General features: G+C 71.0%; 14 protein-coding genes. 4 read left to right on the top strand and 10 right to left on the bottom strand.

Features of this window, described 5'->3' with window-relative positions:
• Positions 1-110: 110 nt before the first annotated feature.
• The 3 genes from FPZ41_RS37065 to FPZ41_RS37055 form a co-directional block, all read right to left on the bottom strand.
• Positions 111-896 (bottom strand): hypothetical protein, encoded by a 786-nt coding sequence (locus FPZ41_RS37065; RefSeq protein WP_152868004.1) that lies wholly within the window; start codon positions 894-896, stop codon positions 111-113.
• Positions 897-1,249: 353 nt separating this feature from the next.
• Positions 1,250-2,494: an acetyl-CoA C-acetyltransferase gene (locus FPZ41_RS37060; protein WP_152867996.1), complete on the bottom strand. Its 1,245-nt coding sequence runs from the start codon at positions 2,492-2,494 to the stop codon at positions 1,250-1,252.
• A 206-nt stretch (positions 2,495-2,700) separates the two neighbouring features.
• A complete protein-coding gene (locus FPZ41_RS37055; RefSeq protein WP_152867994.1) occupies positions 2,701-3,729 on the bottom strand; it encodes an SGNH/GDSL hydrolase family protein in 1,029 nt (342 codons plus the stop codon).
• Positions 3,730-3,878: 149 nt separating this feature from the next.
• Between FPZ41_RS37055 and FPZ41_RS37050 the strand changes: the two genes are divergently transcribed.
• Positions 3,879-5,273: a cystathionine beta-synthase gene (locus tag FPZ41_RS37050; protein ID WP_322621200.1), complete on the top strand. Its 1,395-nt coding sequence runs from the start codon at positions 3,879-3,881 to the stop codon at positions 5,271-5,273.
• 540 nt (positions 5,274-5,813) lie between these two features.
• On the opposite strand, the gene FPZ41_RS37045 is transcribed toward FPZ41_RS37050, so the two are convergent.
• From FPZ41_RS37045 to FPZ41_RS37025, 5 genes are all read right to left on the bottom strand, one after another.
• The gene (locus FPZ41_RS37045) at positions 5,814-6,245 is read right to left on the bottom strand and encodes a hypothetical protein (protein ID WP_152867992.1); all 432 of its coding nucleotides are present in this window, start codon (positions 6,243-6,245) and stop codon (positions 5,814-5,816) included.
• A 156-nt stretch (positions 6,246-6,401) separates the two neighbouring features.
• Positions 6,402-7,334: an ABC transporter substrate-binding protein gene (locus FPZ41_RS37040; RefSeq protein WP_152867990.1), complete on the bottom strand. Its 933-nt coding sequence runs from the start codon at positions 7,332-7,334 to the stop codon at positions 6,402-6,404.
• A gap of 62 nt (positions 7,335-7,396) precedes the next feature.
• Entirely contained in the window at positions 7,397-8,059 is a 663-nt protein-coding gene (locus tag FPZ41_RS37035; RefSeq protein WP_322621201.1) for an ABC transporter permease, read from the bottom strand.
• A 4-nt stretch (positions 8,060-8,063) separates the two neighbouring features.
• A complete protein-coding gene (locus FPZ41_RS37030) occupies positions 8,064-8,708 on the bottom strand; it encodes an ABC transporter permease (RefSeq protein WP_152867988.1) in 645 nt (214 codons plus the stop codon).
• Positions 8,705-9,886, bottom strand: coding sequence for an ABC transporter ATP-binding protein (locus tag FPZ41_RS37025; RefSeq protein ID WP_152867986.1), 1,182 nt, complete (start codon positions 9,884-9,886; stop codon positions 8,705-8,707). Before FPZ41_RS37025 ends, FPZ41_RS37030 begins: the two co-directional genes overlap by 4 nt.
• Before the next feature lie 142 nt (positions 9,887-10,028).
• Between FPZ41_RS37025 and FPZ41_RS37020 the strand changes: the two genes are divergently transcribed.
• From FPZ41_RS37020 to FPZ41_RS37010, 3 genes are all read left to right on the top strand, one after another.
• A complete protein-coding gene (locus tag FPZ41_RS37020) occupies positions 10,029-11,606 on the top strand; it encodes an aromatic amino acid ammonia-lyase (RefSeq protein ID WP_228023215.1) in 1,578 nt (525 codons plus the stop codon).
• Complete coding sequence (locus tag FPZ41_RS37015; protein ID WP_152867984.1) at positions 11,603-12,445, top strand: MurR/RpiR family transcriptional regulator; 843 nt, start codon at positions 11,603-11,605, stop codon at positions 12,443-12,445. The genes FPZ41_RS37020 and FPZ41_RS37015 overlap by 4 nt, the downstream gene beginning before the upstream one ends.
• A 171-nt stretch (positions 12,446-12,616) precedes the next feature.
• The gene (locus FPZ41_RS37010; protein ID WP_322621199.1) at positions 12,617-13,201 is read left to right on the top strand and encodes a hypothetical protein; all 585 of its coding nucleotides are present in this window, start codon (positions 12,617-12,619) and stop codon (positions 13,199-13,201) included.
• A gap of 74 nt (positions 13,202-13,275) precedes the next feature.
• Here the strand turns inward: FPZ41_RS37010 and FPZ41_RS37005 are convergent, their stop codons facing one another.
• Together FPZ41_RS37005 and FPZ41_RS37000 are read right to left on the bottom strand one after the other, a co-directional pair.
• Positions 13,276-14,640, bottom strand: a complete 1,365-nt coding sequence (locus FPZ41_RS37005) for an APC family permease (protein ID WP_152867982.1) — start codon at positions 14,638-14,640, stop codon at positions 13,276-13,278.
• Positions 14,641-14,867: 227 nt separating this feature from the next.
• Positions 14,868-15,242: a roadblock/LC7 domain-containing protein gene (locus FPZ41_RS37000; protein WP_152867980.1), complete on the bottom strand. Its 375-nt coding sequence runs from the start codon at positions 15,240-15,242 to the stop codon at positions 14,868-14,870.
• Positions 15,243-15,367 lie beyond the last annotated feature (125 nt).

Below are 15,367 nucleotides of genomic sequence, written 5' to 3'. Positions count from 1 at the left end.
GGGGGCGTCTTGGGGGCTTCGGTGTGTGGGCGGGCGCGGGTTGTCTGTGGCTGGTCGCGCAGTTCCCCGCGCCCCTGAAAAGCACGGGCCCCGTAGCCCTGGAAGGTGCTCTACAGCGACGCGATGACCCTGTCCGCCAGGATGTAGACGTTCTCGTCGCCGCACTCGAACGTCAGTGTGTAGGCGCCCGAGACGCCTGAGCCACCCAGGAGAACGGGGGCGTGGCCCGTGCGCAGGGCCGAGGCCAGGCGTTCGGCGGTCTCGCGGTGGCCCGGCGTCATGCACAGGGTCGTGCCGTCGGTGAAGACGTACACATCGAGGGTGCCCAGCGGGCCCGGGCGGACGTCGGCCAGTTCGGTGCGGGAGGAGGCGAGCTCCTCCAGGCAGGCGACCGTGCGCTCGTGGTCGTTCACGACCGGCGAGGGGGCCGGCACGAAGTCCGGGTGGGAGGGGTGGCGGCGGCGCGCCGCCGCCAGCTCCGGGGAGTCGCCGGGGAACTCGTCGCCCTCCAGGCCCGGCTCGGACACCGGTTCCAGGTGCTCCAGGCCCGCGAAGTCCGACGGGCGCGGCAGGTGCGGCTCGCTGTCGGGGAAGCCCAGCAGCGGGGAGGGCGCGTCGGAGACGTCACGCGCCTCCTGGGCGGCCCAGAACGCCCTGGCCTCCGCCAGCTCCCGTTCCCGCTCCTCCGCGAGCGCCTCGGCCACGGCGGCGCGTATCTCGTCCGTGTCGGAGGCCTGGCGGGCGGCGGGTACGACGGGCCGCGCGTGCGCGGCACGGCTCGCGGTGAGCTCGGTGTGCAGGGCTGCGACCTGTTGGCGCAGTCCCCGCAGGTTGCGCAGCACGGCGACGCCCACGACCGTGGTGGCGGCCGTGGTGAGCAGCAGGGCAATCGGCATGGCGCTCACTGACGTACTCCCGGTTCAAAGTCGACCCCGACTTCCTACATCAGCTTGAAGGGCGGACTAACCAGCTGTCAGTGCGTAACGTCACGAAACGGGCAGGATTCCCGGGCTGATGTTTGGTGCCGAAGTGGTTCTGACCTGCTGAATCACCCTTCCGGGGGAGATAGGTCACATCCTGGGGGAGATTGGATTACAGAATGGCCCGGAACCCCGGTGGTGGCGAGGCTCCGGGCCAAAGGATGACGCTGGGTCCAGCTGGGGTGACCGAGGGGTGCTGTCGGGCGTTCGGTCGGGGGTTCGGCCGGAGGGTCGGTCGAGGGTCCGGTCGGGGGGCCGGCCTGGGTGCTTCAGCTGAGGCGCTCGATGACCATCGCCATGCCCTGGCCGCCGCCGACGCACATCGTCTCCAGGCCGAACTGCTTGTCGTGGAACTGGAGTGAATTGATCAGCGTGGCGGTGATGCGGGCTCCGGTCATGCCGAAGGGGTGGCCGACGGCGATGGCGCCGCCGTTCACGTTCAGCTTGTCCAGCGGGATGTCCAGATCGCGGTAGGACGGGATCACCTGGGCGGCGAAGGCCTCGTTGATCTCGACCAGGTCGATGTCGCCGATGGTCAGGCCGGCGCGGGACAGCGCCTGCCTGCTGGCCTCGACCGGGCCGTACCCCATGATCTCGGGGGAGAGGCCGGAGACGCCCGTGGAGACGATCCGGGCGAGCGGGGTCAGGCCGAGTTCGCGTGCCTTCGTGTCGGACATGATCACGAGGGCGGCGGCGCCGTCGTTGAGGGGGCAGCAGTTGCCCGCGGTGACCAGCCCGTCCGGGCGGAAGACCGGCTTCAGGCCCGCGACGCCCTCCATGGTGACGCCGGGGCGCGGGCCGTCGTCCTTGCTCACCAGGGTGCCGTCCGGGAGCGTCACCGGGGTGATCTCGCGCTCCCAGAAGCCCTTCTTGACGGCCTCCTCGGCGAGGTTCTGCGAGCGGACGCCGAACTCGTCCATGTCCTGGCGGGTGACGCCCCAGTGGCGGGCCAGGTTCTCGGCGGTCTGGCCCATCGCGATGTACGGGTCGGGGAGCAGACCCGCGGCGGAGCCGCTGTCGGACACAGTCTCGCGCGGGTCGTGCCAGGAGGCGCCCTCGGACCCGGCGACGGCGGCCGTGCGGGCCTCGGCGTCGGCGAAGAGGGGGTTGTGGGTGCCGGGCATGCCGTCGCTGGTGCCCTTCACACTCCGGGACACCATCTCCACACCGGCCGAGATGAAGACGTCGCCCTCACCCGCCTTGATGGCGTGCAGGGCCATGCGGGAGGTCTGCAGCGAGGAGGAGCAGTAACGGGTGATGGTGCAGCCCGGCAGGTGGTCCATGCCCATCTGTACGGCGACGATGCGGCCGAGGTTGTGCCCCTGCTCGCCGCCCGGGAGGCCGCAGCCGAGCATCAGGTCGTCGATGTCCTTCGGGTTCAGCGCGGGGACCTTGTCGAGCGCCGCCTGGATGATCGTGGCGGTCAGGTCGTCGGGGCGCAGGTCCTTGAGGGAGCCCTTGAAAGCGCGGCCGATGGGGGAGCGGGCGGCTGAGACGATGACGGCTTCGGGCATCACGGCTCCTGGCGAGGGGTGGTGATCGGGTGGGCAGGGCTGTGTGCGAAGTTACCCGTACGTACGGTCGGGGTCACGAGCGCGGTGGTGTGAGCCCGGCCGCATTTTTCTAAGCGCTTGCTTTTCTCGCCCCACTCCGGCGTTTGAGGGCAGCCCCGGACCGCCCTCAAACGCCGGAGGGGCTGAGAATCCGGAGGGGCTGAGAATCAGGTGGACGGTTCCGGGGTCGGCGCCGGGTCTGTTGCTGGGACGCGCCGACGGCGGCGGCGCTTGAGGAGGGCCCATGGGCCCCGTGGCCCGGTGGGCATGGCCGCCGCGACCTCCGTGCCCGCCTCCGACGCGGCCTCCGCCGCGGCCCGCGCCACCGGCAGGAACCCCTCGCGGCGGGACACGTCCGGACGCTCCTCCTCCGCCGGCCAGAGGCCCAGTGCGGCACAGGCCGTGGGCAGGATGGCCATCGCCGCCGTGGCGTAGCCCTCGGCGGAGGGGTGGTAGTTGTCCGGGCCGAAGAGCTCCCGCGGGTTCGCCGCGAACTCGGGGCCCAGGAGATCGCCGAGCGAAACGGTTCGCCCGCCCTGCTCGACCGTGCCGATCGTCTGCGCCGCGGCCAGTTGGCGCGACGCCCGGCGGGCCAGCCAGCGCAACGGCTGCTGCACCGGCTCGATCGTGCCCAGATCGGGGCAGGTGCCCACGACCACCTCCGCGCCCGCCGTGCGCAGCCGCCGGACCGCGCCCGAGAGGTGGCGGACCGAGCGGGTCGGCGGCATCCGGTGGGTGACGTCGTTCGCGCCGATCATGATGACGCAGACGTCGGGAGCACGATCCGTCTCCGAGAGGACCAGGGACACCTGGCGGTCCAGGTCGTCCGACCGGGCCCCCGGCAGGGCCACGTTCCGCAACCGCACCGGCTGCTCCGCCACCGCCGCCAGGCCCGAGGCCAGCAGCGCGCCCGGCGTCTGCCGCGCCCGGTGCACGCCCTGCCCGGCCGCCGTGGAGTCGCCGAGCATGGCGAGGAGGATCGGGGGATCGTGAGGGGTTTCGTACGCGCGTCCGTAGAGTCCCTCCGCGCTGGGCGGGTGCGGACTGTGGCCGTTGCCCACGACCCGCTTGGCCATCTGGACCTCGGCCAGCAGCACACCCACGGCCGCCGCGCCCAGCAGCCCGATCCCACCGCCTCCGTACGCCGCGCCTGTAGCGATACGCCGGGCCACCCGCGCCCTCGACATGCTCGTCATGGGTCGCCGCCACCTCCTCGTAGCCGTACACCCACTCCTTGCCCCGCACGGGGCGTCAGCCAATCTCAACAGTGCGTTAACACCTGCCGGAGGGGCTTAGGCTGGCGGAATCATACAACCCGTCCTTTTTTGCAGCTCCGGAGACAACGGTGCACTTCCACGACTCGATGATCAGCCTCGTCGGCAACACCCCGCTGGTGAGGCTCAACAGCGTGACCACGGGCATCCAGGCGACCGTTCTGGCCAAGGTGGAGTACTTCAACCCCGGCGGTTCCGTGAAGGACCGCATCGCCCTGCGCATGATCGAGGCCGCGGAGGAGAGCGGTGAGCTCCTGCCCGGCGGCACGATCGTCGAGCCGACCAGCGGCAACACGGGTGTCGGGCTGGCCATCGTGGCCCAGCAGAAGGGGTACAAGTGCATCTTCGTGTGCCCCGACAAGGTGAGCACCGACAAGATCAACGTGCTGCGGGCCTACGGCGCCGAGGTCGTCGTGTGCCCCACCGCCGTGGATCCGGAGCACCCCGACTCGTACTACAACGTCTCGGACCGGCTGGTGCGCGAGACCCCGGGTGCGTGGAAGCCGGACCAGTACTCCAACCCCAACAACCCGCTGTCCCACTACCACTCCACGGGCCCCGAGCTGTGGGAGCAGACGGAGGGCAGGATCACGCACTTCGTGGCGGGCGTGGGCACCGGCGGGACCATCACGGGGACCGGGCGGTACCTGAAGGACGCCAGCGACGGCAGGGTGCGGGTCATCGGCGCCGACCCCGAGGGGTCCGTGTACTCCGGCGGGTCCGGGCGGCCGTACCTCGTGGAGGGTGTCGGCGAGGACTTCTGGCCGACCGCGTACGACCGGACCGTCGCCGACGAGATCGTCGCCGTGTCCGACAAGGACTCCTTCCAGATGACCCGCCGGCTCGCCCGGGAGGAGGGGCTGCTGGTGGGCGGCTCCTGCGGGATGGCCGTCGTGGCTGCCCTGCGGGTCGCCGAGCGGCTGGGTCCCGACGACGTCGTGGTCGTGCTGCTGCCCGACAGCGGGCGCGGGTACCTCAGCAAGATCTTCAACGACGAGTGGATGGCCGACTACGGGTTCCTGGAGGACGAGGGCCCGAGCGCGCGCGTCGGCGACGTCCTGGACGACAAGGAGGGCGGCTCCATCCCCTCGCTCGTCCACATGCACCCCGACGAGACGGTCGGTCAGGCGATCGAGGTGCTGCGGGAGTACGGCGTCTCGCAGATGCCGATCGTGAAGCCGGGCGCCGGACACCCGGACGTGATGGCCGCGGAGGTCGTGGGATCCGTCGTCGAACGGGAACTGCTCGACGCGCTGTTCACCCAGCGCGCGTCGCTCGACGACCCGCTGGAGAAGCACATGTCGCCGCCGCTGCCGCAGGTCGGTTCCGGTGAGCCGGTGGCGGACCTGATGTCCGTGCTGGGCGCCGCCGACGCGGCGATCGTCCTCGTCGAGGGCAAGCCGACCGGGGTCGTGAGCCGCCAGGACCTGCTCGCATTCCTCGCCAAGGGAGGCGCCAAGCAGTAACGCCAAGCAGTAAGACGTCCGGCTGGAGAGCTGTGGCCGGGTGGTTCTTCCGGTTCGGACCGGGTGGGACGGGTCTGTCCGCGCGATCGGCGTCTTCCCGCGTAGAACTTCGCGGAAGTGGTACGAGGGCGTCACGTCCGCGCAGCACACGCTTAACACGGATCCGGCACATTAGTGGTTGTCGGCAGGGCGGGAGCGGCTCCCCGCCCCGGCCGACAACCGAAACGGCGCCAAGGACCTCCGGAGCGGCTCCCGGACCTCCATGGACGCCACGGACGCGCAAGCCCGGCCCTGACCCGGCCCGCGTCCCTCGCGGGGACCGCCGTCGTCCCGCCCCCCGGCAACGGGGGTGCGGCGGTCCCCGCGCAAGCTCCCCCTTTGCGCCTAAGCCGGCGCCGCTTTCGCGGACCTGGTTGGTCGCCGTTGTGGTTGCTCAATTGATGGTTGGGGCCGTCGTCGCTCAAATTGTGGTTGCGGTCGTCGTTTGCTCAAAAGAGGGGCGGCGGCAGACCGCACCGGCGGCACAGCCGGCGGGTGGGGTTACTCCTCCCAGTCCGAGTCAGACGGCTTCTTGCCCCGGCGGGCGAAGTGCGGGCTGTTGCGGAAGGCCCAGGCTCCGTTGACGGCCGCGATGCCCGCCCAGGCCACGAGCAGGCCGGGCAGGTCCGCGATGCCGCCGCCGATGGCCGACAGCGGGATGGCCAGGACGAGGGAGATGATCCCGAAGCCGAAGCGCTCGCTCCAGGAGTCGGTGGAGCCCGGAGAGCGGGCGCCGCGGGCCACGACCATCTGCTGTTCCGCGAGCTGGCGGCGCACTCTGCGGTCCACCGCGCCGTCGAGGTGCTGATCGAACTTCTCCAGGAACGACTCGACCAGCGCCGACTCGTACTCCTCGCCCAGGTCCCTGCGCGCGTGCAGCGTGGCGGCGAGTTCCTTCTTGAGTTCGGCGTCGTGGGCTCCGTTACCGGTCATGGAGTCCACGGTAGGCAGCCGCGGGTGCGGGGGCACTGGGGTTAGCCCCCGTGTCCGGACTGGGCCGGGCCCCCGGTTCCCGCTCCCGCTGCTTGGTCAGGTCGTTTACTTCGTAGGTCCGTTTACTTCGTAGGGCCGTTTACTTCGGCGGGTCGTTTACTTCGTCAGGCCGTGCCGCTTTGCGTACGCGTTCGCCACGTCCTCCGGGTCCTTCTTGTCCTTGTCCACCTGGCGGTTGAGCTCGGTGAGGTCCTTCGTCGTCAGGACGTTGCCGAGTTTGGCGAGGGCCTTGCGGACCGGGGCGTCGGCCTTGCGGTCGGCGATCAGGGGGACGACGTGCTGGCCGGGAATGAGGTTCTTCGGGTCGGTGAGGACCACCCAGCCGTTGGCCTGGATGTCGGTGTCGGTGGTGAAGAGGTTCGCCACGTCCACGTCGCCCTTCTTCAGGGCGCCCTTGACCAGCGGCCCGGAGGAGTCGAGTGACTTGAACTCCTTGAACTCGATCCCGTACACGTCCTTGAGGCCGACCGCACCGACCTCGCGGGTCTTCACCTCGGCTGCCGCGCCGATGACCAGCTTGCCGTTCTGCTTGGTGAGGTCGGCGAGGCTCGTCAGGCCGTACTTCTCGGCGGTCTCGCGCGTCACCACGAAGGCGTCGGAGTCCTCCGCCATGCCGTACGGCAGGACCTGGAGGCCGGCCGGGAGCGCGACGGTGAGGGCGTTCTGCATCTCGCCCTCCTCCGTCGCCTTCGACTTGGGGGCGACGTAGTGGAGAAGGGCGCCCTGGTACTCGGGGAGCAGATCGATGTCACCGCCCTTGAGCGCGGGAATGAGGATCTCGCGGGTGCCGAGGTTGGGGCGGACGGTGGTCTTCACACCGGCCGCTTCGAGGACGGCCGCGTAGAGGTACCCGAGCACCTGGTTCTCGGTGAAGTTGGCGGTGCCGATCGTGATGCCGTCCTTGCTGGAGCCGGGGCCCGCGCCGACGGTGCCCTCGCCCTGGAGGGACGTGATGCCGCTGCTGCACGCGGAGAGGGCGGGCACGGAGGCGGCGGCGAAGAGGCCGCCGAGGAGAGCGCGTCGGTTCATGAGAGGGATTCCTTAGGCACAGGGAAGGGATTCCTTTGGCACAGGAGGGCGCAGGGCGTTTGCTATGCCGGGCGGTGGCGGAAGAGGGCTCGCTGGAGGCCGCTCAGGGCGAGGTCGAGGACCACGGCCACCAGGGCGACCAGGACCGCGCCGCCGAGCACCTGCACCAGGTCGCGCTGGGCGAGCCCGTCGAAGACGTAGCGGCCCAGGCCGCCGAAGGAGACGTACGCGGCGATCGTGGCCGTGGCCACCACCTGGATCAGCGCCAGGCGCAGGCCCGTCATGATCAGGGGGAGGGCCAGCGGGAGCTCGACCTGGAAGAGGACCTGGTGGGCGCGCATGCCCTGGCCGCGGGCCGCGTCCTTCACGTCGGGGTCGACGGCCGTCATGCCCGCGTACGTGTTGGTGACGATCGCCGGGACCGCCAGGGCGACCAGCGCGATGTACACCGGCCACATCGACAGGCCGCTGGCCAGGAACACCAGGACGACCAGGCCGACGGTCGGCAGCGCGCGGCCGAACGAGGCGAGGTTGATGGCGACGAAGGCGCCCCTGCCCGTGTGGCCGATGAGCAGGCCGAGCGGGAGGCCGATGACCGCCGCGATGAGGGTGGCGAGGAGCGAGTACTGGAGGTGCTCGGCGAGACGGTGGGCGATGCCGTCCGCGCCGGACCACTGCTCGCCGCTGGTCAGCCATGCGCCGAGGTTCTTGAAGAGTTCGAACACGGTGTCAGGCACCCCGCTTCCGGGTCCACGGAGTGAGGACGTACTGGAGGGCCACCAGCAGCGCGTCGGCGACCAGGGCCAGGAGGAGGGTCAGGACGACGCCGGCGATCACCGGGGTCGGGAAGTTGCGCTGGAAGCCGTCGGTGAAGAGCTGGCCGAGGCCGCCGTCGCCGATGTACGTGGCGACCGAGACCAGCGAGATCGACATGACCGTCGCGATCCGCACACCCGCCATGATCACCGGGAGGGCGAGGGGCAGCTCCACGGTGAGGAGGGTGCGCAGGGGGCGGGTGCCCATGGCCTTCGCGGCCTCCTTCGTCTTCGCGGGCACCGAGTCGAGGCCCTCGACGGTGTTCCGCAGCAGGACGACCAGGGTGTAGATCGTCAGGCCGATCACGGTGGTGGTGCGGGTCAGGCCGCTCACCGGGAGGAGCAGCACGAAGATCGCGATCGACGGGATCGTGAAGAGGACGTTGGACAGGCCGAGGAGGAAGCCGCGCAGAGGGCGGATCCGGTGCGCGATCACGGCCAGGGGCAGCGAGATCAGCAGTCCGAGGAAGACGGCGGACAGGGCGGCCTGGAGGTGGGAGACGGAGAGGGTGGTCAGGTCGTCGGTGTGGTCGGCTATCCACGACCAGTCGATGGTCATGCCGGGTGCTCCGCGGGGGTGGCCGTGGTGGTGGGAGCGGGGCTGTCGGAGCCCGCGGTACCCGCCGTGCGCGCGGCACCGGCGCCGGCCGCGGCGTGTGCCGCCGTCGCGCGGGCGTGGATCTCCTCGCGGGCGGTGACCCCGGTGACCGCGCCGTCCGCGTCCACGCGCACCACGCATCCGCTCGGCGACCCGATGGTCTCGTTGAGCGCGGACAGGAGCGAGTCGGTGTCCCGCAGTGCCCTGGCGGGCGTCAGGGGCGCCTCGCCGGCGGTGCCGGTGGCGGGGAGCGCGTCCGTGTCGAGCCAGCCCAGCGGCCGTCCCGCAGCCGACGTGACCAGCTGCCAGCGGCCGCCGTCGCCGGACACGGCGGAGACCGGCTCGTCGGCGCGCAGGGGTGTCGCCCGCGTCTGCGGTACCTCCTTCAGGGGGGTCAGCGACAGCAGCTTGAGTTCCCGTTCGGAGCCCAGGAAGTCCGTGACGAAGTCGTCCGCCGGGCTCGCGAGCAGTTCGGCCGGGGGCGCGCACTGGACGAGGTGGCCGCCCGTGCGGAAGATCGCGATGCGGTCGCCCAGCCGGACCGCCTCGTCGATGTCGTGCGTGACGAAGACGATGGTCTTGCTCAGCTCCTTCTGCAGGCGCAGGAGCTCGTCCTGGAGCTGGGTGCGGACCACCGGGTCGACGGCGCCGAAAGGTTCGTCCATGAGGAGGACGGGCGGGTCCGCGGCGAGTGCGCGGGCCACACCGACGCGCTGCTGCTGGCCGCCGGAGAGCTGGTGCGGGAACCGCTTGCCCGTGTCGGCGGCCAGGCCGACGGTCTCGAGGAGCTCGGCCGCCCGCGCCCGGGCCTTGCGCCGGCCCCAGCCGAGCAGCAGCGGCACGGTGGCGATGTTGTCGAGGACCGTGCGGTGCGGGAAGAGCCCCGCCTGCTGGATGACGTACCCGATGGAGCGGCGCAGCTCGGCGGCGTCCTGCGCCAGGACGTCCTTGCCGCCGACCCGGATGGTGCCGGAGGTCGGCTCGACCATCCGGTTGACCATCCTGAGGGTGGTCGTCTTGCCGCAACCGGAAGATCCCACGAGGACGGTCACGCCGCCTTCCGGCATCTCCAGGGTGAGGTCGTGGACCGCTGTCGTGCCGTTCGGGAAGCGCTTGTGGACCGCTTCGAACTGGATCATGAGGTGTCCCTTGCCCGGCCTGTATAACGTCATGCAGAGTTCTTGGTGTCTGAATGAGTTGTCAACGGTCGAGCGTAAATCACTGGTTACGAAAGGCCGCCAGGCAAGATTTCATGTCCGGTTTGAGAGGGGTTTGGGTGTGATGTCGTCTCGAATCGTGGACGCCCCGGGTGCCGTGTCGGCCGGCATCGTGGTGCTCGACGGACGTCGCGCCGGCGTCGAGGACGTCGTACGGCTCGCCGACGGGACCGCGCGGCCCGTGCTTGGCGCGGACGCGATGAAGCGGATGGAGGAGTCCTGGGACGCGGCCCGGCAGATCGCGGCGACCGGCAGGGTGTACGGCCGCTCCACCGGCGTGGGCGCGAACCGGACCGAGGACGTGCCGACCGAGGCCGCCGCCGGGCACGGTCTGCGTCTGCTGCGCAGCCACGCGGGAGCCATAGGGGCGGAGCTGCCCGCGCGGCAGGTGCGGGCCATGCTCGCCGTACGGGCCAACCAGCTGCTCGCCGGCGGTGCCGGGCTGCGGCCCAGCGTGGTCACGGCGTTGTGCGAGGCGCTGGAGAGCGGGGCGTACCCCGTGGTGAACGAGTTCGGGTCGGTGGGCACCGGCGACATCGCGGCACTCGCCCAGGTGGGGCTCGCGCTGGCGGGGGAGCACCCGTGGCGGGGGACGCGGGGCCCCGAGCCCCAGCCGCTCGACAACAACGATGCCCTCGCCCTGATCAGCAGCAACGCCCTCACTCTCGGTCAGTCCGCCCTGGCGCTGCACGAGTTGCGCGGACTGCTCGCCGCCACACAGGTCGTCGCCGCGCTCTCGCTGCTCGCCGTCGACGGGTCGCACGAGGCGTACGCGGCTCCCGTGCACGAGGCCCGCCCGCACCCGGGGTCGCGCGAAGTGGCCCGGCGCATGCGGGAGTTGATCGGTGCCGACGACCGTCCGACGCCACCGCTGGGCCGGATCCAGGACCCGTACGGCTTCCGCTGCCTGCCACAGATACACGGGCCCGCGCTCGACGCGGCCGACTCGCTGGAACGGGTGCTGGAGGTGGAGATCAACGCTGCCGCCGAGAACCCCCTGATCTGCCCCGACGACATGGCCGCGTACCACCACGGCGGCTTCTACCAAGCCCAACTCGCCCTGGCCCTGGACCACTTCAGGCTCGCGGTCACGCAGGTGGCGCGGCTGTCGACGTCCCGCCTCTCCACCCTCAACGAGCCCGCCTACACCCGGCTGCGCCCCTTCCTCGCCGACCAGGAGCCCGCCTCCTCGGGTGTGATGATCCTGGAGTACGCCGCCGGAGCCGCCCTCGGTGATCTGCGGGCCTTCTCGGCGCCCGCGTCGCTGGGCCACGCTGTACTCTCCCGGGGCGTCGAGGAGCAGGCCAGCTTCGCGTCGCTGGCAGCGCGTCAGACACTGCGGGCGTGCGGTGCGTACCGCCTCGTCGTCGGCTGCGAACTCGTCGCCGCCGTACGGGCCCTGCGCCAGCGCGACCTGCGGCCCGATCCCGGGCTGCCGGCCGGGAGGGCGCTGGAGCTGGCCGAGGCGGTGCTCGACGCGGACCAGACCGACCGGCCGCTCACGGACGACGTGGGCGCGGCGGCCGCACTGCTCGACCGTTTCACGGACATCTGGACGAATGCCCGCGAGGATCAGTTGGATCAGGACGTTCGCCAGGACGTGGGGAACGGTCCGGACTTTGGGAGGGGAAGCACGCCATGAGCGTGACCGACAGCCCTGCGGCGCGCCTTCAGGCGCTCTTCGAGGGGCACCGGCTGACGCCCACACAGCGGCGCATCGCGCACAGCATGGTGCGGCGCGCCGCGGACGTGCCGTTCCTGTCCAGCGTGGAGCTGGCCGAACTGGCCGGGGTCAGCCAGCCCTCGGTCACGCGGTTCGCGGTGGCCCTCGGCTTCGACGGGTACCCGGCGCTGCGGCGGCACCTGCGCGAGGTCGCCCCCGCGGAGCCGGCCGCGGACACCGCGTCGTACAACGAGTACCAGCAGGCCGTCGAGGCCGAGATCGAGAACCTGCGGCACCTGGCGGAGCTGCTGGCGGACCCGCGGCCGGTGGAGCGGGCCGGGCGGCTGCTGGCCGCCTCGCGCCCGCTGCCCGTGCTCGGGCTGCGGGCGGCCGCGTCCCAGGCGTACGGCTTCTCGTACTTTGCCGCGAAGGTCCATCCGGACGTACGGCTGCTGAACGAGGGCGGCACCATGCTGCACGACCGGATCGACGCGGCGGTGTCGGCCGGGGCGAGCGCGCTGCTGTGCTTCGCGCTGCCGCGGCATCCGCGGGAGGTCGTGGACGGGCTGACGTATGCGAAGCAGTCCGGGCTGTCCGTGGTGACGGTGGCGGACTCGGCCTTCGCGCCCGTGGCCAAGGTGTCGGATCTGCTGCTGCCCGCCGCCGTGGGCACGGGGCTCGCCTTCGACACGGCGTGTGCGCCGATGCTGCTGGGGCGGGTGCTGCTGGAGGCGATGTGCGACGACTTGCCGGGGGCTCAGGTGCGGTTGGAGGAGTTCGACACGCGGGCCGCCGCTCGAGGGCTGTTCGTGGAGTGAGCGGTGGGGGCAGCGGGGCGGTGTGGTCGCTGCCGTCCCTGCCGTCGCTCCCGTCGCTGCGGTCGGTTCTCAGGGAGGTCTCACTTTCGCTGGCTAGCGTGCCCCTCGGCAGTCGTACGTCTGAGGAGTCTGTCGAGTCTGTGGAGCCTGCGGAGCAGAGGAGGCGGGAACGTGACACGCGGAGCGCAGGGGCTGGCGCGGGTGGCCGTCGTGGTGAGGGCCGGGGCGGCGCCGTTGTGGTGGCTCGGGGTGTTCGCGGCGGGTATCGGTGTGCTGGTGCCGGGGCTGACCGGGCGGCGCATCGGGGTCATGGCCGGGGCCGCGCTGTTCCTGGTGACGGCCGCCGTGGTGGGCGGGGCGCGGCGCAAGCGGTACGGGGAGCTGACCCGTGGTGCCGTCCGGGCAGGTAAGCAGGACGTGCTCCAGGACCGGCGGGTCACCGTGCGGAACTGGCGGCGCGGGCACCGGTGGTGGCTGGTGCTGGGCTTTCTGGCCGCCCTGGGGAGTGCGTTCGTGGTACCGGCGGCCGGTGGTCTGATGCTGGCCGGCGCGGGCGCCGGGCTCCGGCTGAAGGCCGGGTGGATCGGCCGGGCCGAGCAGTCCGGGGACGCGCTGCTGTGGGTTCGGGTCGACTGGCTGTCGGGGCGCGGTGGGGCACCGGGAGGCAAGCGGGTGAAGGCGTACCGGTCCACGGGTGTGGCCGCGGGGGACGCGGCACCCGGAGGCGGACGGCGGGCGGTGGCCGCGCGCGTGTAGCCCACGTGCAGCCCACCTGGAGTCCAGTGGCCCATCGGGTCCTCGCGCACAAGGACCCGGCGGAACCGGACGGGTCAGGACTCGTCGCGCACCCTGAGGACCAGCTTGTTCACCGCCCACAGACCGATGCCGATGGCCAGGAGGACACCGGCGCGGATGTAGACGTCGGCCGGACGGTCGGCGAGGGGGCTGGCGAGGATCAGGGCTGTGATGGCGCCCAGCACCGGGAGGACCGTGGGGGTGCGGAAGTGGGCGTGGTCCACCCGGTCGCGGCGCAGGACCAGAACCGCGACGTTGACCACGGCGAAGACGCACAGGAGCAGGAAGGCGGTGGTGTCGCCGAGGCCCTCGATCTCGCCCGTGGACACCAGGCCGATGGCCAGCAGGGTGACGAACACGATGCCGACGACCGGCGTACGGCGGTGGGGCAGAACGCGGGCCATGCCACGCGGCAGGATGCGCTCGTTGGCCATGCCGTAGCACAGGCGGGACGCCATCATGATGTTGATGAGCGCCGAGTTGGTCACCGCGAACAGCGCGATCAGGGCGAAGAGCTTGTGCGGGAAGTCCACACCGCCCGCCTTCACGACCTCAAGGAGGGGTCCACTCGACCCTTCCAGCGTCTTGTGGTCGACGAGGAGGGACGAGACCAGCGCGACCAGGACGTAGATCGTCCCCGTCACCGCCACGCCGATGAAGATCGCCCGCGGGAAGGTCCTGTTCGGGTCCTTCGTCTCCTCCGCCATGTTCACCGAGTCCTCGAAGCCCACGAACGCGAAGAAGCCGAGGGCCGTGGCGCCCAGGACACCCGTGATCAGGGCGTATCCCGTGCCGCTCGCCTCGAACTCGGTCAGACGGGACGGCTCGCCGTCGCCGGTGAGGACGGCCCACGCGCCGATCGCGAGGATGATCAGCAGGCCGGTGAGCTCGACGACGGTCAGGACGACGTTCGTCTTGACCGACTCCGACACACCCCGCAGGTTCAGGGCGGCGAGCAGCACGATGAAGAGGATCGCGATCAGCGTGGGCGGCAGTGCGTCGTTCGTCAGTTCGCCCAGGTAGTCACCGCTGAACGCACGAGCCGCCGCGCTCGCGGACGACAGGCCCGAGCACATCACCATGAACGCGACGATGAAGGTCAGGAACGGCAGCTTGAAGGCCTTCTGCGTGTAGAGGGCCGCGCCCGCCGCCTTCGGGTACTTGCCGACCAGTTCCACGTACGAGGCCGCCGTCAGGATCGCCACGACGAACCCGATGGCGAACGGCAGCCACAGCGCGCCCCCGACCTTTCCGGCGACCTTGCCGGTGGTCGCGTAGATCCCGGTTCCGAGGATGTCGCCGATCACGAAGAGGATCAGCAGCTTGGGGCCGAGGACGCGTTTGAGGCCTGGTTCTCCAGCGGGAGTCGACGCCCCGGTGGTCGTTTCGGTGGTGGACAAGAGAACCTCCCCCGATCGGTGATCTGTCCGGGGAAGTTCTGCCCGGCCGCGCGCCATGGATGCGCGACCCGGGGATTCTCAGAGCTTCACCGGAGGTTTTGGCGCGTGTTGTGCGGTTGTTGGGCGGCTGGCAGAGCGGGGCTGGTGGCGCTGGGCGGCGCGTCCCCGGGTGGGGTCGCGCCGCCGTGGCGATCGAGCGTGTCGTGTGCCCGGTCGGCCAGTGCCTGTCAGACCTCCAGCTCCGTCTCGATCCTCTTCAGCTGGTGCCTGGCCATGGCCAGGTTCGCCCGCTTGGAGTCGAGGACGAGGTAGAGGAAGAGGCCGTTGCCGCCGCGGCCGGTGAGCAGACGGATCAGGTGGTACTGGTCGCTCAGGGTGATCAGGATGTCCTCGATGTCACCCTTCAGGCCCAGGTGCTCCATGGTGCGCAGCTTGGCGCGTACGACGTCGGTGTTGCCGGCCGCCGCGACGGTGAGGTCGAAGCCCTTGCTGCCGCCGATCGTGCCCAGCGCCATGCCGCTGGTGTAGTCGACGAGGGCGGCGCCGGTCGCGCCCTCGATGGAAGCGAGGGCCTCTTTCAACGCGGTCTCGGTGTTGGCCATGGTGTGCCGGGTCCTTTCAACTTTCGCTGGTGGTTGGTGTGTTGGGAGTCGGGCGGGTGGTGGCCCGCACCGTTCGGGTGGTTCGGGTCCGGGTGGGGAGGGAGGCAGGGGCTGTCTCTTATACA

The sequence above is a fragment of the Streptomyces acidicola genome (assembly GCF_009377235.1).
Taxonomy (GTDB): domain Bacteria; phylum Actinomycetota; class Actinomycetes; order Streptomycetales; family Streptomycetaceae; genus Streptomyces; species Streptomyces acidicola.
This window is presented reverse-complemented; position numbering and strand designations above follow the sequence as displayed.